The organism is Accumulibacter sp. (assembly GCF_023806625.1).
In the GTDB taxonomy this organism is placed as follows: Bacteria; Pseudomonadota; Gammaproteobacteria; order Burkholderiales; family Rhodocyclaceae; genus Accumulibacter.
The window spans coordinates 18,346-42,940 of the sequence record NZ_JAMTDX010000010.1; the positions used below are offsets into that span (position 1 = coordinate 18,346).

The 24,595-nt window shown below is 66.1% G+C and carries 19 protein-coding genes, 2 tRNA genes, 1 pseudogene and 1 riboswitch; of the genes and pseudogenes, 14 read left to right on the forward strand and 8 right to left on the reverse strand.

Annotated features, from left to right (window positions below; all coding sequences use genetic code 11):
- Nucleotides 1–15: 15 nt before the first annotated feature.
- Complete coding sequence (gene fur, locus NFW05_RS02560; RefSeq protein ID WP_295302529.1) at nt 16–483, reverse strand: ferric iron uptake transcriptional regulator; 468 nt, start codon at nt 481–483, stop codon at nt 16–18.
- Between the two features lie 176 nt (nt 484–659).
- Here fur and bamE point away from each other — a divergent pair, with 176 nt between their 5' ends.
- The 6 genes from bamE (at nt 660) to NFW05_RS02590 (ending at nt 5,474) form a co-directional block, all read left to right on the forward strand.
- A complete protein-coding gene (bamE, locus tag NFW05_RS02565) occupies nt 660–1,142 on the forward strand; it encodes an outer membrane protein assembly factor BamE (protein ID WP_295302531.1) in 483 nt (160 codons plus the stop codon).
- A gap of 2 nt (nt 1,143–1,144) precedes the next feature.
- Nucleotides 1,145–1,951: a 4-hydroxy-tetrahydrodipicolinate reductase gene (gene dapB, locus NFW05_RS02570; protein WP_295302533.1), complete on the forward strand. Its 807-nt coding sequence runs from the start codon at nt 1,145–1,147 to the stop codon at nt 1,949–1,951.
- A gap of 280 nt (nt 1,952–2,231) precedes the next feature.
- The gene (gene eno, locus NFW05_RS02575; RefSeq protein ID WP_295302534.1) at nt 2,232–3,617 is read left to right on the forward strand and encodes a phosphopyruvate hydratase; all 1,386 of its coding nucleotides are present in this window, start codon (nt 2,232–2,234) and stop codon (nt 3,615–3,617) included.
- A gap of 195 nt (nt 3,618–3,812) precedes the next feature.
- Nucleotides 3,813–4,127: a metalloregulator ArsR/SmtB family transcription factor gene (locus tag NFW05_RS02580; protein WP_295302536.1), complete on the forward strand. Its 315-nt coding sequence runs from the start codon at nt 3,813–3,815 to the stop codon at nt 4,125–4,127.
- Between the two features lie 118 nt (nt 4,128–4,245).
- Nucleotides 4,246–4,611, forward strand: coding sequence for an STAS/SEC14 domain-containing protein (locus NFW05_RS02585; protein ID WP_295302539.1), 366 nt, complete (start codon nt 4,246–4,248; stop codon nt 4,609–4,611).
- Nucleotides 4,608–5,474 carry a sulfurtransferase gene (locus NFW05_RS02590; protein ID WP_295302541.1) on the forward strand — a complete coding sequence of 289 codons (867 nt, stop codon included), beginning with the start codon at nt 4,608–4,610 and terminating at the stop codon, nt 5,472–5,474. The genes NFW05_RS02585 and NFW05_RS02590 overlap by 4 nt, the downstream gene beginning before the upstream one ends.
- On the opposite strand, the gene NFW05_RS02595 is transcribed toward NFW05_RS02590, so the two are convergent.
- Together NFW05_RS02595 and NFW05_RS02600 are read right to left on the reverse strand one after the other, a co-directional pair.
- Entirely contained in the window at nt 5,460–6,017 is a 558-nt protein-coding gene (locus NFW05_RS02595; RefSeq protein ID WP_295302543.1) for a TetR/AcrR family transcriptional regulator, read from the reverse strand. The genes NFW05_RS02590 and NFW05_RS02595 overlap by 15 nt on opposite strands.
- Nucleotides 6,018–6,052: 35 nt before the next feature.
- Nucleotides 6,053–8,077, reverse strand: coding sequence for an FAD-dependent oxidoreductase (locus NFW05_RS02600; RefSeq protein WP_295302545.1), 2,025 nt, complete (start codon nt 8,075–8,077; stop codon nt 6,053–6,055).
- 180 nt (nt 8,078–8,257) lie between these two features.
- On the opposite strand from NFW05_RS02600, the gene gltX reads away from it, so the two are divergent.
- The 4 genes from gltX (at nt 8,258) to NFW05_RS02620 (ending at nt 11,436) form a co-directional block, all read left to right on the forward strand.
- On the forward strand, nt 8,258–9,661 hold the full coding sequence (gene gltX, locus NFW05_RS02605) for a glutamate--tRNA ligase (protein WP_295302547.1): 1,404 nt from the start codon (nt 8,258–8,260) through the stop codon (nt 9,659–9,661).
- A 181-nt stretch (nt 9,662–9,842) separates the two neighbouring features.
- Nucleotides 9,843–9,915, forward strand: a tRNA-Ala gene (locus tag NFW05_RS02610).
- Nucleotides 9,916–9,949: 34 nt separating this feature from the next.
- A tRNA-Glu gene (locus NFW05_RS02615) sits at nt 9,950–10,025 on the forward strand.
- A gap of 1,186 nt (nt 10,026–11,211) precedes the next feature.
- The gene (locus NFW05_RS02620; RefSeq protein WP_295302549.1) at nt 11,212–11,436 is read left to right on the forward strand and encodes a hypothetical protein; all 225 of its coding nucleotides are present in this window, start codon (nt 11,212–11,214) and stop codon (nt 11,434–11,436) included.
- A 1,221-nt stretch (nt 11,437–12,657) separates the two neighbouring features.
- Here NFW05_RS02620 and NFW05_RS02625 read toward each other — a convergent pair.
- Nucleotides 12,658–13,830: a hypothetical protein gene (locus NFW05_RS02625; protein WP_295302551.1), complete on the reverse strand. Its 1,173-nt coding sequence runs from the start codon at nt 13,828–13,830 to the stop codon at nt 12,658–12,660.
- A 622-nt stretch (nt 13,831–14,452) separates the two neighbouring features.
- Nucleotides 14,453–14,551, forward strand: a riboswitch (cyclic di-GMP riboswitch).
- 202 nt (nt 14,552–14,753) lie between these two features.
- On the opposite strand from NFW05_RS02625, the gene NFW05_RS02630 reads away from it, so the two are divergent.
- The 3 genes from NFW05_RS02630 (at nt 14,754) to leuB (ending at nt 20,070) form a co-directional block, all read left to right on the forward strand.
- Nucleotides 14,754–16,946: a DUF1631 family protein gene (locus NFW05_RS02630; protein WP_295302569.1), complete on the forward strand. Its 2,193-nt coding sequence runs from the start codon at nt 14,754–14,756 to the stop codon at nt 16,944–16,946.
- 334 nt (nt 16,947–17,280) lie between these two features.
- Nucleotides 17,281–18,858, forward strand: a complete 1,578-nt coding sequence (gene cimA, locus NFW05_RS02635; protein WP_295302554.1) for a citramalate synthase — start codon at nt 17,281–17,283, stop codon at nt 18,856–18,858.
- Nucleotides 18,859–18,999: 141 nt separating this feature from the next.
- Nucleotides 19,000–20,070: a 3-isopropylmalate dehydrogenase gene (leuB, locus tag NFW05_RS02640; protein ID WP_295302556.1), complete on the forward strand. Its 1,071-nt coding sequence runs from the start codon at nt 19,000–19,002 to the stop codon at nt 20,068–20,070.
- A gap of 331 nt (nt 20,071–20,401) precedes the next feature.
- On the opposite strand, the gene NFW05_RS02645 is transcribed toward leuB, so the two are convergent.
- The 3 genes and pseudogenes from NFW05_RS02645 to NFW05_RS02655 all read right to left on the reverse strand — a co-directional run.
- Nucleotides 20,402–21,772: a cyclic 2,3-diphosphoglycerate synthase gene (locus tag NFW05_RS02645; RefSeq protein WP_295302558.1), complete on the reverse strand. Its 1,371-nt coding sequence runs from the start codon at nt 21,770–21,772 to the stop codon at nt 20,402–20,404.
- A gap of 116 nt (nt 21,773–21,888) precedes the next feature.
- Entirely contained in the window at nt 21,889–23,442 is a 1,554-nt protein-coding gene (locus tag NFW05_RS02650; RefSeq protein ID WP_295302561.1) for an acetolactate synthase large subunit, read from the reverse strand.
- Between the two features lie 355 nt (nt 23,443–23,797).
- A pseudogene (locus tag NFW05_RS02655) lies at nt 23,798–24,079 on the reverse strand (hypothetical protein); the annotation flags it as partial.
- Between NFW05_RS02655 and NFW05_RS02660 the strand changes: the two are divergent.
- Nucleotides 24,039–24,236: a hypothetical protein gene (locus tag NFW05_RS02660; protein ID WP_295302563.1), complete on the forward strand. Its 198-nt coding sequence runs from the start codon at nt 24,039–24,041 to the stop codon at nt 24,234–24,236. The pseudogene NFW05_RS02655 and the gene NFW05_RS02660 sit on opposite strands and share 41 nt — an antisense overlap.
- A 50-nt stretch (nt 24,237–24,286) precedes the next feature.
- Here the strand turns inward: NFW05_RS02660 and NFW05_RS02665 are convergent, their stop codons facing one another.
- On the reverse strand, nt 24,287–24,538 hold the full coding sequence (locus NFW05_RS02665; RefSeq protein WP_295302565.1) for a lysozyme inhibitor LprI family protein: 252 nt from the start codon (nt 24,536–24,538) through the stop codon (nt 24,287–24,289).
- Nucleotides 24,539–24,595 lie beyond the last annotated feature (57 nt).

The following is a 24,595-nucleotide window of genomic DNA, read 5'->3' on the forward strand; positions in this document are numbered from 1 at the left end:
TGACCAGACGAATCCTCACGACGGCGATCTGGAGAGGTCGGCTCCGGCAGGCTCTTGGGCCTCGCGATACGGGCAATCCGCTTTGGTACACGCTGCGTACAGATGAAGAGCGTGTTCGCGGATGGCAAAGCCTCGCTCGGCAGCGATCCGCGCCTGCCGTGACTCGATCTCGGGATCGTAAAATTCCTCGACTCGGCCACAGTCCACACAGACCAGATGATCGTGATGCTCGCCAGGGCGCAGTTCGAACACCGCTTTGCCGGACTCGAAGTGGTGTCTTTCGAGCAGGCCGGCCTGCTCGAACTGGGTGAGCACCCGATAGACGGTGGCCAGGCCGACGTCCAGATTCTCCGCAAGCAACAGGCGATAGACATCCTCGGCGCTCAGATGGCGGACTTCGCTGCGTTCGAAGAGCGCAAGGATCCGCAGACGCGGCAGGGTTGCCTTCAGCCCCATGCTTCTGAGGTTGGTCGAGTTGATCATGGACTGGCCTTGCCTGGCGAAAAGGAAACGAGCGCTTTTTCAGGTATGATATACCGACTCCCCGCCCTGAGGCGCCGCTGGGAGACGCGCCCTTCACCCTCGACCAGACTTCGGCTTGCAGGCGGGGAACGGCTGGCGGGCGCGTATCGCTCGTCCACCGTATCGCTTGCCCGAACATGGCCATTTCACGATCCGTTCTGCCGTCCATCGCGCTCTGCTCACTCGTCGCCTGCACGTCGGTCCCGCGCATCGTCAACGAGTATCGGATCGACGTACAGCAGGGAAACGTCCTGACCCAGGACATGGTTTCGCAGCTGAGGCCAGGACTGTCCCGGGAACAGGTACGTTTCATTCTCGGCACGCCGATCCTGATGGACATGTTCCACGCCAACCGCTGGGACTACTTCTTCTGGTTGAAGAAGGGCAAGACGGGAGACGTCGAGAAGCGTCGCTTTTCGGTGTTTTTCGACGCTGACGGGAAACTGGTCAGTGTCAGTGGCGACGTCACTGCGGCGCAGCCCGACGACTCGGTGGTCGTTTCCGAAACGCGCAACCGCGAAATCGATCTCGGCTCGCTACCCGACGACGGCAGCGTGACCGTTCCGGCGGCCAATGAGCAGGGTTTCTTCGGCAAGCTTCTCGAGACGGTAGGATTCTAGACATGAGCCCTGTCAAGATCGTCGTTGCCGGCGCGGGTGGACGAATGGGACGGATGCTGATCGAAGCGACGCTGCGCGACGAGAGAAGCACGCTGATCGCGGCAATCGACCATCCCGCCGCTGCAGTTCAGGGCAAGGACGCCGGCGAACTGGTCGGGATGCCGTGCGGCATTCGGGTGACCAGCGATGTCCCTGCTGCCGTGGCCGGGGCCGATTGTCTGATCGACTTCACGCGTCCTGAAGCCACGCTCGCTCACTTGGGCGCCTGTCGCCAGTTCGGGGTCGCGATGGTCATCGGAACGACCGGCTTCACGGCTGGCGACAGCGAAGCGATCGCCGTCGCCGCGCAGGAGATCGCGATCGTCATGGCGCCGAACATGAGCGTCGGGGTCAACGTCGTCTTCCGACTCCTCGACACGGCGGCGCGGATACTCGGTGAAGGCTACGACGTGGAAATCGTCGAAGCTCACCACCGGCACAAGGTCGACGCGCCTTCCGGAACCGCGTTGCGCATGGGAAAGGTCGTCGCTCAGGCTCTCGGCCGCAGCCTCGAGGAGTGTGCCATCTACGGACGAGAGGGGAACACCGGCGAACGCTCGCCGATGACCATCGGTTTCGCGACGGTCCGCGGGGGTGACATCGTCGGCGACCACACCGTGATGTTCTGTGGCCCAGGTGAACGCGTCGAGATCGGACACCGGGCCGGAAGCCGGATGCCGTATGCGCTGGGCAGCCTGCGCGCCGCGCGCTTTCTGGCCGGCCATCAGCACGGGCTGTTCGACATGCAGGACGTCCTCGGCCTTCGCTGACCCACGGCTCACCCCGGCGCGACGGCGGGCCTCCGCGGCTCCCATCAGTCCGTTGCGGACTGCCCGGCGACAACCTCACCGGCATCGCGAAGCGCGCCGTTCTTTCCGGGGAGAAGCTACCCATGATTCGCTTGCTCACCGGTCGCCGCGCTCGCCAATGCCCTGATGCGCTCACCGGCATTGCACCCGGCGACGCGAATTGGTTATCATCGGGAGGACAGAGTTCCCTCCTGGTTCCCATCTGCACCACCCATCCACACATCACCCACGGAGTTTGATCATGGCCAAAGCCGAGAAAGTCAAGAAAGCGAAACACACGGAACAGGTCGAGGAAGCGGCGCCCGCCGCAGCCGCCGATTTCGTCAAGATCACCAAGGTCGTCGGGCGTCAGATCCTCGATTCCCGCGGGAATCCGACGGTCGAGGTCGACATCACCCTTGACGACGGCTTCCTTGCACGAGCTGCCGTGCCTTCGGGTGCTTCGACAGGCGAATTCGAGGCGGCCGAACTGCGCGATGGCGACAAGAAGGTCTATCTCGGCAAGGGAGTGCTCAAGGCCGTCGAGGCGGTGAATACGCGGATCGCCAAGCTGCTGAAGGGCAAGAACCCGCTGAACCAGCGCGAACTCGACGAAGCGATGATCGCCCTCGACGGCACGGCGAACAAGTCGAGTCTCGGCGCCAACGCGATTCTCGGCGCATCGATGGCCATCACCATGGCTGGCGCGCACGTCAGCGAGCTGCCCTTGTGGAAGTACATCGGCAAGATTCACAAGAATCGCGACTTCGTGCTGCCGACGCCGATGGCCAACATCATCAACGGCGGCAAGCACGCGGACAACCTGATCGACTTCCAGGAATTCATGATCATGCCGGTCGGCGCGCCGACCTTCTCGGAAGGATTGCGCTGGATCACCGAAGTCTTCCACGCCCTCAAGGGCATCCTCAAGAAGGGCGGCCACGTCACGGCAGTCGGCGACGAGGGCGGATTTGCGCCGAATCTGACCAACGACGAATCGCTCGAGGTGATCATGCAGGCGATCGTCGCCGCCGGCTACAAGCCCGGCAAGCAGATCTGCATCGCTCTCGACTGCGCGTCGTCCGAACTCTTCGACGAAGGCGGCCGTCAGGGTTACAAGTTCTGGAAATCGAACCCGGACAAGTTGTTCACCGACGACGAGATGATCGCCAAGTACACCGAATGGTGCAAGAAGTACCCGATCGTCTCGATCGAGGACGGTCTCGACCAGAGCGACTGGGAAGGGTACGTCAAGCTGACCAAGGCGCTCGGCGACAAGGTGCAGATCGTTGGCGACGACTTCTTCGTCACCAACCCGGCTCGCCTCAAGCAGGGCATAGAGATGAAGGCGGCCAACGCGATCCTCATCAAGGTCAATCAGATCGGTACGGTCACCGAGACGCTCGACGCGATCAAGATGGCCCAGAAGGCTGGGTACGGGGTCATCTCTTCGCACCGTTCGGGGGAAACCGAGGATTCGTTCATCGCCGACCTCGCCGTCGGTACGGGTGCTGGCCAGATCAAGACCGGTTCGCTGTCGCGCACCGACCGCATCTGCAAGTACAACCAACTGCTGCGCATCGAAGAGCAGCTGGGTAGCAAGGCCCAGTACAAGGGGCTCAAGTCGATCAAGGGTGCCGGTTTCTAGGCTCTCCGGCGAACTCCTCGACCAGGGCATCGCTTGGGCGATGCCCTTTCTTTTCCGCTGGCTCTCCCGGCCGGCCGAGTCGGTGCCGGTGACGAGGCCGGCCGCGCCGCTCCCCGCAGCTGCGGCCGGGGCCACCCCGATCCATCGTGGCAAAGTACTTGGCGAGCGCCGCGGTCTTTGGTTATTGTTGGCACGATGAACAATAGCGACGCGATTGCCGCGCTTGCTGCGCTGGCTCAGGACAGCCGTCTGGCGATCTTTCGCCTCCTCGTGCAGAACGCCCCCGCTGGCCTGACCGTCGGAGCAATCGCCGAAAAGCTGGCTCTGCCGGCACCGACGCTTTCGTTCCATCTCAAGACGCTGACCCACGCCGGCCTGGTGAACACCGCACAGGAAGGACGCTATGTCCGCTGCCGCGCCGCGCTCGACCGGATCGACGCCCTAGTCGATTTCCTGACCGACAATTGCTGCGGCGGCAACGCCGGCTTGTGCGGACCACGCCAGTCGTAATCTACCGCGCGTTCGACTGCCCGTCGCGCTCTCGGCTGGCCGCCGAACGCGGCGCGGAGCTCGACGCCCCTCACTGGCGGTCTGATGCTAAACTTCCGGACCGGAAAGGGGAGCCGACATGATTGTCATCGATCATCATCCGCAGCGCGTCGAGGTCACCGTCTACGCAGAATTCACCCTCGCCGACTACAAGGAATTCGAGGACGTGGTGAACCACGCCGTCGAGTTCGAAGGGCCGGTCGACCTGCTCTTCGACCTGCGTGAAATGGCCGATTTCACGCTCGACGTCGCCTGGGAAGACATCGTCTTCTCGCGCAGGCACGGCAACGACTTCAGCCGGATCGCCGTGCTCACGGACAGCCAGTGGGTCGCCTGGAGCGCGTGGCTCTCGCAGATCTTCGTCCGCGCGCAAATGCGCGTCTTTGCCGACGAGAGCGAGGCCCGCAGCTGGCTGGAGGAAGACTCGGAGACCAGCGCCGGATGAGTTACTCGACGCTGGTCGATACGGCGGTCCTTGCTGCCCACCTCGAAGACGCGCAGTGGCGTGTGTTCGACTGCCGGCATCAGCTGACCGACCCGGAAGCAGGGTCAAGGGCTTACGCGGCGGGCCATCTGCGCGGAGCTTTCTTCCTGCACCTCGACCGTGACCTCTCCGGACCGATGACCGGTCGCAATGGCCGCCACCCGTTGCCCGACCCTGATCTGCTCGCTGGCAAGCTCGCTGCCATGGGCGTTGCGGCGGACACCCAGGTCGTCGCCTACGACGACGCCAGCGGCGCGTTTGCCAGCCGTCTCTGGTGGTTGCTGCGCTGGCTCGGTCACCAGCGCGTCGCGGTGCTCGACGGCGGAATCGACCGCTGGCTCGCCGAAGGCCGCCCGCTGTCGACCGCCACCCCGGAGGCGACACCGGCACGACTGACCGTCAGCCTTCGCGACTCGATGGTCAGCACCGATACACTCCTCGCGCGCCTCGAGGACCCGTGCTGGCGCCTGATCGACGCGCGCAGTCCCGACCGCTTCCGCGGCGAGAACGAGACCCTCGACCCCGTCGGCGGACACATCCCGGGCGCGCGCAACCGCTTCTTTCGCGACAATCTCGACGCCGATGGCTGCTTTGGGCCGGCCGCACGACTGCGCGGCGAGTTCCTCGAATTGCTCGACGGCGTCGAGCCCCGCCAGGCCGTGATGTCCTGTGGCTCGGGGGTGACTGCCTGCCACAATCTGCTGGCCATGGAGATCGCCGGCCTGAGCGGAGCCCGGCTCTACGCGGGTTCGTGGAGCGAGTGGTGCAGCGACCCGGCGCGACCCATGGCCTGCCGCGGCCCCGGCCTCTCAGCGCAGCAGTAGGTCGGCGACCGCGCCGGCAATCTCGTCGAGCGACAGCGCGCCGTCCGGCCGGTACCACTGGCTTGTCCAGTTGAGCATGCCGAAGAGCAACAGTCTGACCGGCGGTGCCGAGTTGCGCAGGCGACCCGCCGCGGCCAGTTCGTCGAGCACGGCCTGCCACGGCTCCTGATAACTCGCGGCGACGGCGGCGATTTCCGCCCTCGCCACAGCGTCCAGCGAACGCGACTCGAGAATCAGCATTGGCGCCTGACAATCGCCTTCGAGAAGACTCGCGAGATGCGCGCGGATCATCACGCGCAGCCGCTGGACGGGGTCATCGACGCCCTCGACGGCTTCCACGAGCCTCTGGCAACCCTGCTCGAGCCCGGCGAGAATCGCCGCCCGGAGCAGTTCGTGCTTGCTCCGGAAATGATAGAACGGGCTCCCCGAACGCATGCCGACCGCCTCGGCGATGTCACGGGTCGTCGTCGCGGCGAAGCCCTTCTCGACGAACAGGCGGCCCGCCGCGCTGAGCAGGTCGTCGCGGCGGCTCGCCTCGGACATCTGGCCCGGCTTTCTCGTACGAACGGACATCCTGCTCAAAGGCTCGCGGCCAGACGCGTTCCCTGATCGATGGCCCGCCGGGCATCGAGTTCACGCGCTTCATCGGCGCCGCCGATCAGCGAAACCGGGACACCAGCCGTGCGCAGTTCGTCCTCGAGGTCGCGGCGCGGCTCCTGTCCGGCGCAGACGATCACGTGGTCCACGGCGAGGCACTGCGCCTGACCATCGACGACGATGTGCAGGCCGGCGTCGTCGATCCGCTCGTAGCTCACACCGGAGAGCATGCGCACGCCGCGCTTCTTGAGCAGCGTTCGGCGGATCCAGCCGGTCGTCCTGGCCAGTCCATCGCCGACCTTCGACGGCTTACGCTGCAACAGCCAGACCTGCCGCCGCGCGGCCTCGTCGATCGGCGGCTTGAGCCCCCCACGATGGGCGAACTGAGCATCGATTCCCCACTCGCCTTGAAAGCGCTGCAGCTCGTCCTCCCCGTCATCGGAGTGGGTCAGAAACTCGGCGACGTCGAAGCCGATTCCTCCGGCGCCGATGATCGCCACCCTTTGACCGGCCACGCGGAAGCCCTCGATCAGATCGGCGTAGGGGATGACCTTCTCGTGATCGATCCCCGGCAGTTCCGGGCGACGCGGAACGATCCCGGTGGCCAGAACGACGTGGTCGAAACCGGCATCGACGAGATCGGTCGCCCGACAGGCCCTGCCGAGTTCGACGCTCACCCCGACGCTGCGCAGCCGGTGATCGAAGTAACGCAGCGTCTCGCCGAATTCCTCCTTGCCCGGGATGCGCCGGGCAAGGTTGAACTGCCCGCCGATCTCCGGCGCCGAGTCGAACAGCGTCACGTCGTGTCCCCGCTCGGCGGCCGTCAATGCACAGGCCATTCCAGCCGGTCCGGCACCGACGACGGCGATGCGCTTCGCCCGGGAAGCCTTCCCGATGAGCAGTTCGGTCTCGTGACAGGCGCGCGGATTGACCAGACACGAGGTCAGCCGGCCGGCGAAGATTTCGTCGAGGCACGCCTGGTTGCAGGCGATGCAGGTATTGATTTCGTCGGCCCGACCGGCGGCCGCCTTATTGACGAAGTCGGCGTCGGCCAGAAACGGGCGGGCCATCGAAACCATGTCTGCGCATCCTGAGGCGAGGATGTCCTCGGCGACCTCGGGCGTATTGATCCGGTTGGTGGTTACCAGCGGGATGCGCACCTCGCCCATCAGCCTCTTCGTCACCCAGACAAAAGCCGCGCGCGGAACCATCGTGGCGATCGTCGGGATGCGCGCCTCGTGCCAGCCAATCCCGGTGTTGATGATCGTCGCGCCAGCTTCCTCGATGGCTTTGGCGAGTGCGACGATCTCCTCCCACGTGCTGCCGCCCTCGACCAGATCGAGCATCGACAGGCGGAAGATGATGATGAACGAAGGTCCACAGGCCGCGCGCACGCGCCGCACGGACTCGACGGCGAAGCGGATTCGGTTCTCGAAGCACCCACCCCAGCCGTCCTCGCGGAAGTTCGTCTGAGGAGCGATGAACTGGTTGATCAGGTAGCCCTCGGACCCCATCACCTCGACGCCATCGTAACCGGCCAGTTGCGCGAGACTCGCGCAGCGTGCATAGTCGGCGATCGTCCTCTCGATGTCTTCCTCGCTGAGTTCGCGCGGGCGGACCGGCGAGATCGGCGCCTGGACCGCCGACGGAGCCACCGCGCCACGGTGGTACGCGTAGCGTCCGGTATGCAGGATCTGCAGAGCGATCCGGCCACCCGCGCGATGCACGGCGTCGGTGATCTGGCAGTGTTTCTGTGCCTGTTCCTCGTTCTCGAGCGCCGCCGCACCGGGCATCACCACACCGTCCTGGTTCGGCGCGATCCCACCGGTGACGATCAGCCCGACGCCGCCGCGAGCGCGCTCGGCGTAGAACGCCGCGAGGCGGGCAAAGCCATTCGGCGCCTCCTCGAGCCCGGTGTGCATCGAGCCCATCAGCACACGATTCCTGAGGGTCGTGAAACCGAGGTCGAGAGGGGAAAGCAGGTGTGGATAGACAGGGTGCAACATCGGCGGGAGTCCTTTTCAGTGCGTTGGTCGTGTCTTGGCTGCTGAAACATTCAGCAAGCAATCGCTTGTTGGATTATCTCTCAGTGGCCTCTGACTTGCAAGCGGTTCGCTCGTCGGAACCCGGCACGAGCACTGCCGCTGCACTAGAATGGCGGCTTCGCCCGACCACCGCCACCGATCATGATCCGCACCCGCTTCGCGCCCTCGCCGACCGGTTTCCTGCACGTCGGCGGTGCGCGCACCGCCCTCTTCTCCTGGGCTTACGCCCGCCGGCATTCGGGCCGCTTCATCCTGCGCATCGAAGACACCGATGTCGCCCGATCGACTCCGGAAGCACTCCAGGCCATCCTCGACGGCATGCACTGGCTCGGCCTCGACTACGACGAGGGCCCCTACTACCAGACTCAGCGCCTCGACCGCTATCGCTCGGTGACCGAGCAGATGCTCGCTGCCGGCACCGCCTATCGCTGCTACACGACGCCCGACGAACTTGAGCGCCTGCGCGAAGAGCAGCGCGCCGAGGGACTCAAGCCGCGTTACGACGGTCGCTGGCGGCCCGAACCCGGCAAGATCCTGCCGTCGCCGCCTCCCGGAGTCGCGCCGGTGATTCGCTTTCGCAACCCGGCCGACGGAATCGTCGCCTGGGACGACCTGGTCAAGGGACGCATCGAAATCGCCAACCGCGAGCTCGACGACCTCGTCATCGCCCGCCCGGACGGAACGCCGACCTACAACTTCTGCGTCGTCGTCGATGACTGGGACATGGGCATCAGCCACGTCATCCGTGGCGACGACCACGTCAACAACACGCCACGGCAGATCAACATCCTCGCCGCGCTCGGCGCCGACGTGCCGCAATACGCCCATCTGTCGATGATTCTCGGCGACGACGGGCAGAAGCTGTCGAAGCGCCACGGGGCGGTCAGCGTCATGCAGTACGACGATGAGGGCTACCTGCCCGAAGCCTTGCTGAACTACCTGGCCCGCCTCGGCTGGTCGCACGGCGACGCCGAGGTCTTCTCGATGGCCCAGTTCTGCGAGTGGTTCGACCTCGACCACATCACGGCCTCGGCGGCGCAGTTCAACAGCGACAAGCTGAACTGGCTCAACGCCCACTACCTCAGGCAGGCCGACGCCCGGCGGCTGGCCCGCCTGGTCGGCAAGCGGCTCGCGGCACGGGGCGTGACCGCCGACGACCGGGCGATCGAAGCGATCGTCGACCTGTACAAGGAGCGAGTGAGCAACCTCAACGAACTGGCCGACGCCGCCGAACTCGTTTATATCGAGTTCCATCCTCGACAGGAGTTGCTGGCCCGGCACCTCGCGCCCGAAACGCTCGCCGCGCTCAACGATTTTGCCGCGCACTTGCCCGACGTCGCCTGGGAAGCGCAGGCGATCGGCACACTGATCCGCGAAACGATCGCCAGGCACGGGCTGAAGATGCCCAAGCTGGCCATGCCGCTGCGCATCCTGCTCACCGGCCTCGAACAGACGCCTTCGGTGGACGCGCTGATCGCCGCTTTCCCGCGGGAACTCGTTTTGCGCCGGCTGGCAGCCGCCTGGTCTGGGCAACCGCCGCGGTGAGCCGCGCGCCGAACCGCAGGCCAGGCGAAGGGCTCCCCGACGCCCTGAAAGCCCCTGCTTGCACACCGGACTCCCCGACACTCGCGCGACAGCCCGAGACCAGCCCGACGACGCCGAGCCGGAGCCGGCCGAGGCTTTACAGCCGGTGGGCGACTCCCTATAATCGCTGCTCCGTTCGGGCGGGGGTATAGCTCAGCTGGGAGAGCGCTTGCATGGCATGCAAGAGGTCCGCGGTTCGATCCCGCGTACCTCCACAAGAAGAAGTCGAATTGAAGCCAACTGTTCCGGGTCCCCATCGTCTAGAGGCCTAGGACACTACCCTTTCACGGTAGGTACCGGGGTTCGAATCCCCGTGGGGACGCCATCCTGAATTCCTGGCCGGAAAATCCGGCCAGGGGCTCGCAAGAACGTATTCAAGCCACTGCAATCGCCAAGGCCGAAGCGACATTCAATGCGACTCTCGGCCGGGTGTTCTCCGAATCTGGGCTGCTCAACATGGGCCATGCCGAAGCCGGACTGGTCGCATCAATCAGACGGGACGCCGTTGCGTGAAGTTCTTCTTCTCGTTCCGGTGGAGCAACCCGCTCAGCATCGCATCGGCGTTCGCAGCCCACGGCTGGCCGTACGGGTCCCGGGACAACTCGAAGCGCGTTTTGGTGAATTCGACGAGTTGCTCGCCGACTGCCTACAGCGCCCGCGTCGGCCCATCGAAGGCGCGGATCAGGCGGGCAATCTCGTCGACCGGGCGAGAGTCTGCGGTGTCCATAGCGATCATGCGGCGGCCTGCCTTCTCGGGAAATCCGGAATATCGTCGCGGCTGGCGGAAAGCAGGCTCGGCAGCGGCCGTCCGACGAACCGGATCCCATGATCACCAGGGAAGGGTTCGCGGTGCCCCGGATAGGCCCACGTCTGGAATGCCGTCCGGGAAGACGTCGCAAGTATGGGATGGAGTGGCTCGCAAATGCCGGCAATGCCGGCAGGTCGCCGAAACCGACTGCGTGCTGAGCAGGCCATCGACACGGTTCCGAATCTCTTCTGGACTCATGGAACCTTCCCCGGCTTTTCGGGAATAGCCGATCGTAAAGCGCGCGTCCACCTCGGTCCAGATCATGTGTTCCACGAGCACGTCGTACTCGTGACGCTCGATCAGGCCCTCGGCCAGCGCCTCATCGAGACGCCCCGTGAGGCTGGGCTCGACGGATGCCCGGATGGATCCGCGTCTGGCTCGAGCAGCGCGAGCGCACGCCGGGCTGGCTGGACGCTCCTCGTTTGGGGAGCTGCCCGGACAGCACCCCGCGCCGGAACACCCGGACACCTCGGCCAACGTTGCGAGGCCCCGCTCGCCTTCTCGGGCGGGCCCGCCCTCGAGAGGATCTCTTCGCGACTCTTCCAGACCATTCTACGCCGAAGCTCCCGCGGGCTGCCTTCAGGCCGGCCGAGCCGCCCTCAAGGCACGCCAAACCGAGGCCAAGCACCGCCGCCAAGCCCAACAGCGACAGCACACCCGGTTCCGGAATCTCGCGCGCACTGGCCAGAGCGAACGACAGGTCGTGAGCCGGCTGCTGAGCATCGAGTTCGAAAGGATCCTCATCAACCTGGCGAAAGCAGGAACCATCTCCCGCCTGTTCGCTGCGCAGCCAGAACCAGCTGGCATCGGTGTCGTTGCTGATCGACAGGAGATACGAGCGGCCCGCGTTGACGTCGAGCGCCGTGGTCAGATCGAAGTCGTACCTGAAAATCGGATGGTCTGCGTCATCGAGGAGACTGGTCGCTGATCGAGTCACCCCGGCGCAGCGGACAAACGAGGCAGCGACGGCATCCCCACAAGCGAAGACAGGCTCGCCGGCAGGCGTGCTGCTGTCGAAGATGCGGACGACAACCCAGTCGTCGTGACTGGTGCCGGTGTCGCCGTAGCTGCCCCACCACGCTGCGGTCGGCTGCATCGCTTCTGCCGCCGACGCCGAAAGAACTGCTAACCCGCGGAGGGCATTGCGCATGCCGACTGTCCCGGATCGAGTCACGGGAGGAGGCCCGGTTGAACGCCAAGGACCGGCAACCCGAACTCGACCGAGTGCACCAGCAAGTCACTGCCGTGCATCTTGCCGTCGGCTCCAGCGTAGGGATCCGAGCCGAAGCCGCCGTCAGGATCGGCATCGGCGGCAAGGACGAAATCATCGCCGTCGTAGGCGCCAGGGCCGATCTCGACGGTCGTGAGGCTGGTCGCGGCGGACAGCGTGAGTGTCCTCGTTCCGGTAGGGCTTCCGCAGCGAAGGCCGCATCCATGAGGCGCATACGGCCGCTCTCCAGGTAAAGCGATCCGTCGTCCTCGGAGAACAACCTCGAGAGCTTGAGCGTCAGATCGTTCACTCCGTCGACCAGATCGATGCGTAGCGCTTCCCTCCCGTCGATCTCCTGACGCACTGAAGCCGTCGCCAGAGATTGTCCGCTCACTCCGACGTCTCCGGCGGCGAGATCGCCCCCGGCCAACGTGCCACTTCCCAGGCCGTCGCGTCTCACCGGAGTCCAGCCTTCGGTGGAACTGGGACAGTCGGCTTTGTGCTGGATCTTCGATACAGCCGGATCGCTCCAGGCATCCTCCCGGGCCTTCGGGTTGGAGGTGGTCAGATGTACCGGCGCATCGCCGATCCGCACGCTCGCCGGATCGACGCCGAGCTCGAGCATTCCGACATCCGGATGCGTGCCATCCTCGTCGATGAGATCGACGGAAATTTCGCGTGCGCCGGCACTGCTGTAGCCGTGTGTAACCGGACCGTTCGCGTCGTAACTTCCGACCTGCCCGCCAGCCCAATGAACTTCGTGCCGGATCACCGTATCCTGGCCGGGATCGGCTATCTGGCCAAGGATCAGCGTGTACAGGTCGCCGACATGGACCCTGGCGTCTCCCGACAGCGCGATCGTCGGCGCAACGTCGGCGACCGTAAGCGTCGTACTCTCGCTATCCAGAACACTTCCGGACTGATCGATGGCGCGCACCACTACGCTTGGCGCCGCGGGTCCGTCGACAAAGGCATGACTGACCGCGCGCCCTGCCGCGACAAGCTCGGCAGACGTAAGGATCGCCACCGCGGTACCGCCCCCCAGTTCACATCGATCGAAGCTACAGCGGGGTCCCTGCTGATGATGCTCAGCACAGACGCACTGCCCTCCGGTGAGCTGCTCGCCCCGCTCAGGGAGAGAGTCTGCTCGATGTCGATCTCCACGACCCGCGCTTCGCTGGTTCCGCCAGCGCCGTCGCTGACCTGGATGCTGATCAGGCGTGTGGCCAGCGGCTCGTTCGAGCTGTTGGCGTAGGTCAGCGACTCGATCAGCGCTTCGGCGGCCACGGGCATCGCACTGGCGCTGAGATCGACGATCAGTTGCGCGCTGTTGGCACCGTTCGAGGCGATGCTGCCGATGACCGTTCCCTCGTAGCTCACGCTCTGGCCGGAAACGCCGATCTGCCCGCTGCCCTGGTCGCGGATCCCCAGTTGGTCCTGCACGAACGGCTGGTCGGTCTGGTTCTGCCCCGACGGCAGGATGGCAACGACGAGCTGGCCACCGGCGAAGTTGGCCGAGTCGGCATCGCTCAGCGTGACGCTGCTGTCGATCAGCTGCGCTTGCGCGTTCACCAGGTTCTCGCCGAAGCTGACGCTGGCGTTCAGGTTGAGCAGTTCGGGCGCCACCGAGCGGGTGATCGTGCCAGGAGTGCCCCAGAATTCGCCGCCCGTCTTGGCGCCGCTGGCGTCGAAGTGCTGGCCGTAGACGCCGGCGCTGCTGCCATCCTGCCCATCGGAGCGCCAGATGACGACGAAGCCACCGCCGGACAATACGGCCACCCGGGGTTCGTACTGGGAACCGGCCGTCGTGCTGTTGACCAGGATTTCGCCGCCGAGCCTGGCCCCTGCGCTGTCGTGGCGCTGCGCATAGACGCCGTACAGATTGCCGTCGGCGCCGGCCTGGTCGACCCATACGACGACGTGGCTGCCGTCGGCGCGGCCGGCGACGTCGGGATCGGACTGACTGCCACTCAGCTTCGTATTGACACGGGTCTCGGTGCCTACCCTGGCACCCGAGTTCGCGAAGCGCTGGCTGCAAATGTCGGAGGCGTTGCCGCCCGGTTTGCCGGTCGAACGCCAGCTGACCGCATGGCCTGCGCCGCAAGCGGCCACGCTGGCCTCGTACGGCGCATTGCCAGTGTCGGTGTTCCCAGTGTCTCGCCACCCGACGGGTTCCCACTGGCGTCGAATCGTTGCGCGCAAACACCGGAATTCGATGCGTCGACTCCGGTCCACACAACCACGAACCCGCCGTCGGACAGACCGACGATGGCCGGTTCATTATGTGCCCCGTCAGTGCATCCGTTGACACGGAATTCGGGCCCCAAAGCCACGCCAAAGGCGCTGAAGCGCTGGGCGAAAACCCCGTCGCCCCTGCCGTCCTGCGCAGCCGAGGTCCAGGTCGTGACGAAGCGACCGCCGGCGAGTGCGGCCATGGCGGGAACTTTCTGGTCGTTGACGGAGCAAGTATTGACCTGCTCTTCGCCGAACACGTTCATCGCCAACCCCCGTCCGGACGCGCCGCAGAACGCCCGTGCTGCTCCGCATCAGTCAATATGGTCCATACAGTCAAATCGACAACCATTCCTTTTGCGCGACGCGGGACAGGACGATCGGCAGCCGCCTCGCGCCGGCCTGTCGCGTACGACGTGTGCGCTGGGACCGTTCAGCGACTTGGGCCGCAGCTTGAATTCGGCCAACGGATTGCGCATAATTCCTGCGGAAAGCGATCGTTAGTGAAAAAAGGCATACCTGTCGAAAGGCAGGGGCGCAAAATCACCGGTCTAAGGGAAATGGACGATCTGCCGTTTCCTACGACGGCGGGATTGCCAGGCTAACCGACACAGAGTCCGGACAGCTTAGCTCCGGAGGCTGGCTCGATCAGGGCGAGCCGGTTCACCCCCAAGGCTTCGGCCTGCCATCCCGCGGTGACTTTTCGTCGCCCCGCCTCCCGAGAGCGAGCGGCGCAGTGGTGCCGTGCCTGGCACCCGTGGAAGAGAGACGCGGAAATGGAACCGGAACCTTCTGCTGGCACCATGCCGAGGTATCCCGAGCGATCGGGTGGCCCTCTCGACGACGCTGCGCGATCACCAACCCTGACCGAGGCGCTCGACTTCCTCTCTGGCAAGCTCTGCAGAGCGCTCGAGTCCGCGTTGCCCAAGCTGGCCGACGAGTTCTCGGCGCGGGCAGCGAACGTCGCCGATCGCGACCAGCGCGAGTTGCTCTGCGAACTTCGGGATGCGATCCAGGAAGCCGGCCCGCGGATCAGCAGCCTGTTCGCCAACAAGTGGCTCTCCCTGACCCGGTCTGCGGGCCGAAGCAGCCCATCGAGCGAGATCAGCAACGCCGACGAGCTGACGCTGGTCGATTTCGCGGAAATGGACCACGAACTGGCGGTCAAGGCCCTCGCCAGCCGCTTGCGCGCCGGGTGCACCGAGAGCCTGCGCGGGGTCAGCCTGCGCCTGGCCTTTCTCGCCGGCCAGCGCGGCATCGGCTGGGAAATCGACGACCTGATCGCGCAAGCGCTCGCCGGTGTGTTTGCCGAGATCGGCCTGGCCGAAGCCGCCAGCCTCGAACTGCTGCGCGTCATCGAACGTCAGGCGGCGGGGACCTTTGGTCCGGCGATCGTCGACCTCGACGCCTCGCTGGTCAACCGCGGCGTCTTGCCCCGGCTGCCACTGACGCATTCGCGGTCCGCTGCCGCGCGAAAGGGCGCGCCCGAGTCCGGTAGTCCAGCCGAATCGGCCGACCTCTTCGCCCTGCTGCAGAACGCCGTCGCTCCCGCGGCGACCCGATCCGCGACGACTGGCGGCGTGACACCCGGCGGCGTGGCGACGACCGCCACCGCGCGGGTCGACCTGCCGCCTGGAGCGATCCTGGCGAGTGCACCGGGCACGCCGGCAACGCCCGAGAACATGGCGCTGGCGCTCGACCGACTGATCGCCCGGCTCGATTCGCTGCAGACGGTCGTGCCGGCGGCGACTGCAGCGTCACTGCCCGACAACCTGCTGCGGGACTTGCGCAGCAGTGACGCCGGCCAGAGCCTCGACCACCTGAGTGCGGTGACCGCGGACATCGTGGCCACGCTGTTCGACTTCATCTTCGACGACGAGGCCATCGCCGATCCGATCAAGGCGCTCGTCGCCCGCCTGCAGATTCCGGTCCTCAAGGTCGCCCTGCTCGACCGGACCTTCTTTTCGAGCAAGGCCCATCCGGCGCGGCGGCTGCTCGACGGCATCTCGCGAGCTGCGGTTCGCATCGGGCCCGGGGCAGGCAACGAGAACCCGCTCTACCGACGGATCACCGAGATCGTCGACCGTTTGCAGAACGAGTTCAGGCAGGACACCCGCCTGTTCGAGACGCTGCGTGAGGAACTCGACGCCTTCCTCGACCGGCATGAGGCGGCCGCCGACGAACAGGCGAAACGGGCAGTTCCGCTGGTCGAAGAGCAGGAGCGCCGCGAACTCGCGGTCGTCGCCGCCGATCAGGCGCTGGCCTCGTGGCTGTCGAGACCCCTGCCGGCGGCGGTGGCCAGCCTGCTCGCCCACGAATGGCGGGAGATCCTGATCCGCCGCCGCCTCGCGGGCGACGACGGCGCCTGGCGGGCGGCGGTCGAAACAATCGGCGAACTGGTCGCCAGCGTCGAGGTCAGGCCCGACGCGCGCAGCCGCAAGCAACTCGCGACGCGCCTGCCGGCGCTGGTCCGGACGATCTGCAACGGTCTCGGAGACCTCGACACCGCCGAGGAGCGCCGCCTCGAGCTGATCGACGGCCTGTTCTCGGTGCATGCTGCCGTCTTGCGCGGCGGCAGGCCGGCGGTCGCCGCGCCGCCCGCTGCCCGACCCGCTGCACCGGCGCCAGCACAGCTGGCCAGCGAACGAATAGCCAAGGGTGGGACATTGGTGGAAAAGATCGCACTCGCGTCTGGCAGCGCACCGACGGCGTCGGAAAGGAGCGACGCAGCGCTGGACGCGGTCGCCGATCTGCGGCGTGGAGATTGGCTCGAATTCAGGAACAGGGAAGGCGGACCAGCACGGTACCGGCTGTCGTGGATCAGCCCAAGGAGAGGCATCCTGCTATTCACGAACCCGCAGTCGCCGCAGGCGATGGCCGTCGCTCCCGACGCGCTGGCGCTGCAGATCCATCGCGGCGAAGCGGCGGTCGTTCCCGTCGAACCGCTGTTCGATCGCGCGGTCAGCCGCGCCCTCGAAGGGCAGAAGGCCGCCTGAGCGCAGGCTCGGCCGACCTTCAGAGAATCCGGCGCGCTGCCGGACCGGCAGACCGGTGCTGGTCGGCCCACGGCGCGAGTATTCAAGACAATCCGCGGAAATCGCCGAAGCAATGCGCACCTGCTACACCTGTCCGGCAAAGCATGGGAAAATCCATCCTCGCGTCGACCTGATCGGCCGCCGGTCGGGTTCCTGACAGATGGCGTCACTGCCTGCGCGACGATCCCGCCTGCGCGCCGGGTGACTGGCGTCCTGGCGAACGAGAGCTGCCCGCTCGACGGCATCGACGAGTCGGGCGAAATCCCGAGCTTAGAAAAGGAAATCGCGGCGTCTGATGCGCGAAGCTGACCCCATGCCTTTCATCCAGATCTACGACACCACCCTGCGCGACGGCACCCAGAGCGAAGGCTTCACTCTCTCGGCGCACAGCAAGATCCGCCTGGCCCAGCGACTCGACGACCTCGGCGTCGCCTTCATCGAAGGCGGCTGGCCCGGCTCGAACCCCAAGGACGCAGAGTTCTTCGAGCGCGCTCGCGACCTCGAATGGCGGACGGCGCTGATCGCGGCGTTCGGCTCGACTTGCCGGGTCAAGGGCGGCCCCGAGGACGACGCGAACATTCACGCGCTGATCGATTCGCAGGCGCCGGTATGCACGATCTTCGGCAAGACCTGGACGCTCCACGTCACCGACGTGTTGCTGACCACGCTCGACGACAACCTGCGGATCATCGAGCAGTCGGTCGCCCATCTGCGCGCTGCAGGCCGGCGGGTGATCTACGACGCCGAGCACTTCTTCGACGGTTACAGAGCCGATCCGCTCTACGCACTCGAGACGCTCAAGGCAGCGATCCGCGGTGGAGCCGAAACGCTCGTGCTCTGCGATACCAACGGCGGAACGATGCCCTGGGACGTCGAACGGATCATCGCCGAGATGAGGCAGGCGGTCGACCACCCGTTCGGGATCCATACGCACAACGACAGCGAATGCGCGGTGATCAACGCGCTGCTCGCGGTCCGCCAGGGCGCGACCCAGGTCCAGGGAACGATCAACGGGGTCGGCGAACGCTGCGGCAACGCCAACCTGTGCTCGATCATGGCCAATCTCGAACTCAAGATGGGTCGCCAGTGTCTCCCCGAAGGCCGCCTACACCGGCTTTACGAGATCTCGCACGTCGTCGACGAAGTCGCCAACATCACGCCCAACGACCACCTCCCTTACGTCGGCAAGAGCGCCTTCGCCCACAAGGGGGGCGTACACGTCGCGGCGATGCGCCGTTCGGAGCAGTCTTACCAGCACGTCGCTCCCGAGCGGGTCGGCAACCGGATGCGCGTCGTCGTATCGGCGTTGTCCGGGCGGGCCAACATCCTCAGCAAGGCCGAGGAGCACGGCGTCGATGTCGCGAGCGTCGCCGACGTCGTCGGCGTGCTCAACGACGTCAAGGAACTCGAGGCACGCGGGTTCTCGTTCGAGGCCGCCGAGGCTTCGGTAGCGATGATGCTCAAGCGCCAGCAACCGGGATACCAGGCCCCGTTCGAACTGATCGATTTCCTGGTCAACGTCGAGCACCGCCAGGGACGAGGGACCTTCGCCGAAGCGATGGTCAAGGTGCGGGTCAACGACGAGGTCCTGCACACCGCGGCAGAAGGCAACGGACCGGTCAACGCTCTGGACATCGCGCTGCGCAAGGCGCTGCTCGGTCACTTTCCGGAAATCGCCTCGTTCCAGCTCGCCGACTACAAGGTGCGCATCCTCGATGGTCAGGATGGTACCGAAGCGATCACCCGCGTGCTGATCGACACGCGCAGCAATACGAGAACGTGGAGCACCGTCGGCGCCAGCGCGAACATCATCGAGGCTTCGTGGCAGGCGCTCGTCGATGCCATCGAGTACGGCCTGTCGCTCGTCCACTGAGAGGTTTCGAAGAAACCGTCGCGAGCAGGTGGCGACGCCGATTCATGGACAACCTCTGAGCGCGCAGGGCTCGGCAGCCACCTCCCACAGACCAACCAGGCCGCGCAGCGCCAACGGCCGCCACACGAAAGGATGATCCGAATGAAAGCCAGCATCGCCCTGCTCCCCGGCGACGGGATCGGCCCCGAAGTCGTTCGCGAAGCAGTTCGCGTTCTCGACGTCGTGGCCGCTCTTTACGGCCACGAGTGGACCTACGAGGAACGCCTGATGGGCGGGTGCTCGATCGACCGCTTCGGATCCTCGCTGACCGACGAGACCCTCGCCGACTGCCAGACAGCCGACGCCGTGTTGCTCGGCGCGGTCGGAGGGCCGAAGTGGGATGATCCGAACGCCCGCGACCGACCCGAGCGAGGGCTCCTCGCGCTGCGCAAGGGGCTCGGTGTTTTCGCCAACCTGCGCCCGGTGCGCGTCCACCCGGCGCTGATCGACTCGTCGCCGCTCAAGCCGGAAAAGCTCGCCGGCGTCGACATTCTCGTGATTCGCGAACTGACCGGCGGGCTGTACTTCGGCTGGCCGAAGGGCCGCGACGTCAAGGACGGGCGCGAGCGCGCGGTCGACACCCTCGAGTACTACGACTACGAGATCCGGCGGGTCATCGATCTGGCCTTTCAGCTGGCCAGGGGACGCAAGCGCAAGGTCACTTCGGTAGACAAGGCCAACGTGCTCGAGTCTTCGCGCCTCTGGCGGCAGATCGCCACGCAGGTCGAAGCGGCGAACCCCGATGTGGCACTCGAGCACGTCCTCGTCGATACGGCCGCAATGCGCCTGATCACCGGACCAGCCTGGATGGATGTCGTGGTCACCGAAAACATGTTCGGCGACATCCTCACCGACGAAGCGTCGGTGCTCGCCGGCTCGATGGGCATGCTGCCGTCGGCCAGCCTCGGCCAGGGACGAGTCGGCCTCTACGAGCCGATCCACGGCTCGGCACCGGACATCGCCGGCAAGGGCATCGCCAACCCGGTCGGCATGATCCTGTCGACGGCCATGCTGCTGCGCCACTCGCTGGCCCTCGAGGGCGAAGCCGCAGCCGTCGAACGCGCCGTCGACGCGGCGATCACCGACGGCGCGCGCACGGCAGACCTCGGCGGCAAACTCAGCACCGCGCAGATGGCCGACGAGATCATCGCGCGCATCCAGCCGCTCGCCTGATCGCTTCTTCCCCGACGGCGGGCACCAGGCCGCCCGAACGACAAGAAAAGTCCCGGCCGGTGAGTCGCACCGCAGCCGGGACGAAGGGGGAGGAGATCGGAGAGTCCTGCACAGCGCGTCGAGTGCTCGTCGAGGCCTCGGATCGACGACCCCGCCTCCGGACGAATTCGCTGACCGAAGCGAGCAGCTTGGCGCACTGGATCGTTCAACGGCAACGCCGCGAGGAACTTTAGCGACAATTCGCACCCTTCGCGGTCCCGCGCAAGCCTTCGCGCCGCTTGGCCACGACCGTCAGCCGCCGGCCAGGCGCGACCAGTCGCCGGCCGCAAACTCACATCCGGCAGCTGCCCCTGTCGTCGCGCGGCGCAGCACCCAGCTCGTGCCGGCGGCAGAATTCGGAGACCACCTCGGCAAGTTGCGCCGCGCCGCCCGGCTCCCGGTATGCGTACGAGACCCTGGCCACCGGCCGGCCGATGCGCAGCAGCCGGGAGAGGTCGATTGGCGTCGCGACGACGACACTCTCGCAGTCGGCCGCGGCGATCGTCGCATCGAGGTCGCCGATCTGCTCGTCACTGTAGCCCATCGCCGGCAGCACGGGTCCGATCGCCGGATAGGCTGCAAAGGTCTGCCTCAGCCGGCCGACGAGCCACGGCCGCGGATCGACGATTTCCGCCGCGCCCAGACGGTGCGCGGCGACCGCCCCGGCCCCGACCCTCATCTGTCCGTGGGTGATCGTCGGACCGTCCTCGACGATGAGACAGCGCCGGCCGGTGATCGCCTCCGGCCGGTCAACGGCGAGTGGCGACTCGGCGTCGATGACCCGGGCAGCCGGATTGCACACGGCAATCGACTCGCGCAACGCGCCGACCGCCGCCGGCGCGGCCGAGTCGATCTTGTTGACGATCACCACGTCGGCCATGCGCAGGTTCACCTCGCCCGGGTAGTAAGCGGTCTCGTCGCCGGCACGCAGCGGGTCGGCGACGGTGATCAGCAGGTCCGGTCGGAAGAACGGAAAGTCGTTGTTGCCGCCGTCCCAGACGATCACTTCGGACTCCTGCTCGGCGGCGGCGAGCACCGCTGCGTAATCGACCCCGGCATGAACCGTCGTCCCACTGGCGAGGTGCGGCTCGTACTCCTCGCGCTCCTCGATCGTGCACTGCTGCCGGTCGAGGTCTTCGAAACACGCGAAGCGCTGCACGCGCTGCGCGGCAAGGTCGCCGTAGGGCATCGGATGGCGGACGACGACGGCGTCGACCCTCCGTTCGCGCAACAGCCGGACCACCTGCCGTGCGACCTGGCTCTTGCCCGCACCGGTACGCACCGCGCAGACGGCGATTACCGGTCGCCTGGCCACCAGCTGGGTATCGGCCGGGCCGAGCAGAGTGAAGCTCGCACCGGCGGCATTGACCAGCGCAGCGACCCGCATCACGTGACTGTAGGGCACGTCCGAGTACGCGAAGATGCACTCGCGGACGCCCGACTCACGGATGATTTTCGGCAGATCCGCCTCTGCGGCGATCGGGATGCCTTGCGGGTAGAGTCTGCCGGCGAGTTCCGGCGGATAGCGGCGCCCGGCAATCCCGGGAATCTGCGCAGCCGTGAAAGCGACCACCTCGCAGGCCTCCCGATCACGGAAGCAGGTGTTGAAGTTATGGAAATCGCGCCCGGCTGCGCCGATGATGACCACTCGCCTCCTGGCCATCGCTCCTGCCTCCTTCTCGCGCTCGGGTTTCAGATTCCATCGGTCTGACAACAGATCGTGGCTTCGCTTGGCGCGCACGATCCAACCTCATTCGTTGGGCGTCACGTTCCTCGGCATCAGGCGAGAACCGCCTCGATCAGGCTGGGACCGCGCTCGGCGAACGCACGCAGGAGCGCGTCGGCAAATTCGCCGTCGGTGTGCACGCTGCAACTGGGCACACCGAACCCCTTCGCCAGTGCGGGCCAGTCGATCACCGGTCGCGTCAGATCGGTGAGCGCCTGTGCCTTGGGTCCGGGCTCTGCGATCCCAGTGCGCGCGAGTTCCGTCTGCAGGATGCGGTAGCGGCGATTCGCGCACACTACGACGGTCACGTCTGCGTTCTCCCGCACCATCGACCAGAGCGCCTGTAGCGTGTACAGACCGCTTCCGTCGGCCTGGAACGCGATGACGCGCCGGTCCGGGCAAGCGAGCGCGGCGCCGAGGGCATTCGGCAGGCCCTGGCCGATCGCCCCACCCGTGAGGAAGAGCATGGTGTGCGGTGCTGCATTGGAAGCGTGCTCCGCGTTCCAGGTCAGACCGGTGGTCGCCGCTTCGTTCACAACGATCGCATTCTCAGGCGTAAACGCTGCCATCGCGCGACACAAGGTATCAGGGGTGAGGGGCCGGCCGCCTGGCACAAAAGCTGGCACGGTCCGCGGCGGCATGACACCCGTCGGCGCGTCCAGCTCCTGCGCGAGCGCCTCGAGCGCGAGTGCTGCGTCGACGCCAACCTCCGGGTCCGCGAGCTTGCAAAGCGCTGCGCCGTCGGGAAGGAACCGTGAAGGCTGATTCGGATAGGCAAAGAAGGCGACCGGCTCGCGCGCGCCCGCTAGCACCAGGCTAGCCACGTTCGCCAGCGCCTCGGTGGCCTGCTCCGGGAAATACGGTAGCGCGGGAAAAAGGGGCACGTGACGGCCACACTCCTGGCACGACGGGAAGGTCTCGATCCAGACTCCGCAAGCTGTCGCGGCGGCCACCCGCGCGGCGGCGTGCAGACCAGGGACGGTCAGCGCATTGCCCCCGAGCAGGATACCACCTCGCCCTTTGCGTAGCAGGCGAGCCGCCTCCTGGAGCGCGGGACCGGGGGTTTCGCGCAGCGCGGGTGACGGAGTCGCGGAGAGTGGCTCAGGCCCTGGTTCCCACTGGCAGTCAGCCGGGATGATCAGGGACGCCACGCGCCCCGGTGGCCCGAGTGCCGCCTCGACTGCCGCAAGGCTCGCTTCCGCCATCTCATCTGCGGACTTGACTGTGCGCGTCCAGCCCACACTACCGGTGAGGGCCGAGATGTCCGAAGTGAGCGGCGCGTCGAAGGCGAGGTGTCGGGTGGCGTGATCGCCGATCCAGTTGACGACCGGTGTCCGTGCGCGCCGCGCGTTGTGCAGGTTCGCGATGCCGTTGGCAAAGCCGGGCCCGAGGTGCAGCAGCGTCGCGGCGGGCCGTCCCGTCATGCGTGCCCAGCCGTCGGCAGCGCCCGTACAAACGCCCTCGAACAGCCCGAGCACGACACGCATTCCAGGCGCACGGTCGAGGGCCAGAACAATCGGCATCTCGGTGGTGCCGGGGTTGGCGAAGCAAACCTCGACGCCTGCGCGCATGGCGGTATGGACCAGGCTGAATGCACCTGTGTTCATACGATCTCCTTTCTCCTCCGCATTCCCGTTGTCCGGTCCGCTGGCCAGCCCCCAATTGCTCCTTGAGCGTGCAGCAGTGTCGGGGAATGGGCCTCCTTGCTCACCCTCGTGACGCCCAACGAATGGCGTTCATCTGCCGAGCCGAGGACGCCCGGTCCGGGCACTGGCGCCACCGCGGCAGATAAACCGCGCTGGACTGCAGCGCCTCGACGGCGGTGCCTATGGGGATTGTAAGCTTCGTGCGGGTTGGGTCAAGCCGCGGGCGAGGTTCAGAGGCGGTGACGCGCGGCTCAGGAGCGCCCTGCCGCGTGGTGCGGGAGGGGCCGGTAAGTGTCAAGATAGTTGTCGCCTGAGTTCATGCTGCCAATGGCATACTTCTGGTTGTCGTGGTTGCCGCATTCACGACGACATCGCGTTCCGGGTTGAGCGTCACGGTGTCGATGGGCGACCAGTTCCGGGTGTGTCGACTCCAACGGGCCGGGTTCTTCGCCCGGGCGGCCTGGTAGAGCAGATGGCGTGCGGCGAGGAGGGCCCGATCGTCGCCGGCATGACGTTGCTCGGGGGGGACATGGCGGATACCGGAATGACGGTGGCCGATGTTGTACCAGTGGACGAACTCGCCGGCCCACAAGCTCGCCCGCCTCATCTACACGATGCTGACCAAGGGCAGCGAATACACGGACAAGGGCCAGGACTATTACGAGGAACGCTACCGCGAGCGCCTCATGCATCACCTCACCAAGCGCGCCAAGCAACTCGGTTGCCAACTCACTCCCATCCCCGAGACTGTCTAGAACCATGCTTTCAATCAGTCACTTGGAATGTGCTTCTTGAGAGAGAGGCGTCACACGTCCCCCCACTTCTTGAGCTCGCTGGTGCGCTGCTCCGTGTGCTCAATACGACACGATGTGTAGACCAGCCCGCGCACGGTCCCTTGGTCCCAGAACTTGTACTTGGCACTGCAGTCGCGGTCGCGGAACGTGATCCAAGCGCGCTGGGCTTCCGCCAGTTCCTTTTTGATTGCCGCATAGTCAGTCGTGTCTCCTGGCATAGATGGACTGAGTTGTTTCAGAAGGGCCTGGTAGGCCTCGTTCAACTCATATCCTTATACACAACTCACCCCGGAGCTGCCTGGCGGATGAACTGGAGACCG

Bases quoted from the DNA above. Each gene is read 5' to 3' on its own strand.
- fur (WP_295302529.1), bottom strand. From the start codon at position 483: ATGATCAACTCGACCAACCTCAGAAGCATGGGGCTGAAGGCAACCCTG.
- bamE (WP_295302531.1), top strand. From the start codon at position 660: ATGGCCATTTCACGATCCGTTCTGCCGTCCATCGCGCTCTGCTCACTC.
- dapB (WP_295302533.1), top strand. From the start codon at position 1,145: ATGAGCCCTGTCAAGATCGTCGTTGCCGGCGCGGGTGGACGAATGGGA.
- eno (WP_295302534.1), top strand. From the start codon at position 2,232: ATGGCCAAAGCCGAGAAAGTCAAGAAAGCGAAACACACGGAACAGGTC.
- NFW05_RS02580 (WP_295302536.1), top strand. From the start codon at position 3,813: ATGAACAATAGCGACGCGATTGCCGCGCTTGCTGCGCTGGCTCAGGAC.
- NFW05_RS02585 (WP_295302539.1), top strand. From the start codon at position 4,246: ATGATTGTCATCGATCATCATCCGCAGCGCGTCGAGGTCACCGTCTAC.
- NFW05_RS02590 (WP_295302541.1), top strand. From the start codon at position 4,608: ATGAGTTACTCGACGCTGGTCGATACGGCGGTCCTTGCTGCCCACCTC.
- NFW05_RS02595 (WP_295302543.1), bottom strand. From the start codon at position 6,017: ATGTCCGAGGCGAGCCGCCGCGACGACCTGCTCAGCGCGGCGGGCCGC.
- NFW05_RS02600 (WP_295302545.1), bottom strand. From the start codon at position 8,077: ATGTTGCACCCTGTCTATCCACACCTGCTTTCCCCTCTCGACCTCGGT.
- gltX (WP_295302547.1), top strand. From the start codon at position 8,258: ATGATCCGCACCCGCTTCGCGCCCTCGCCGACCGGTTTCCTGCACGTC.
- NFW05_RS02630 (WP_295302569.1), top strand. From the start codon at position 14,754: ATGCCGAGGTATCCCGAGCGATCGGGTGGCCCTCTCGACGACGCTGCG.
- cimA (WP_295302554.1), top strand. From the start codon at position 17,281: ATGCGCGAAGCTGACCCCATGCCTTTCATCCAGATCTACGACACCACC.
- leuB (WP_295302556.1), top strand. From the start codon at position 19,000: ATGAAAGCCAGCATCGCCCTGCTCCCCGGCGACGGGATCGGCCCCGAA.
- NFW05_RS02645 (WP_295302558.1), bottom strand. From the start codon at position 21,772: ATGGCCAGGAGGCGAGTGGTCATCATCGGCGCAGCCGGGCGCGATTTC.
- NFW05_RS02650 (WP_295302561.1), bottom strand. From the start codon at position 23,442: ATGAACACAGGTGCATTCAGCCTGGTCCATACCGCCATGCGCGCAGGC.
- NFW05_RS02660 (WP_295302563.1), top strand. From the start codon at position 24,039: ATGTTGTACCAGTGGACGAACTCGCCGGCCCACAAGCTCGCCCGCCTC.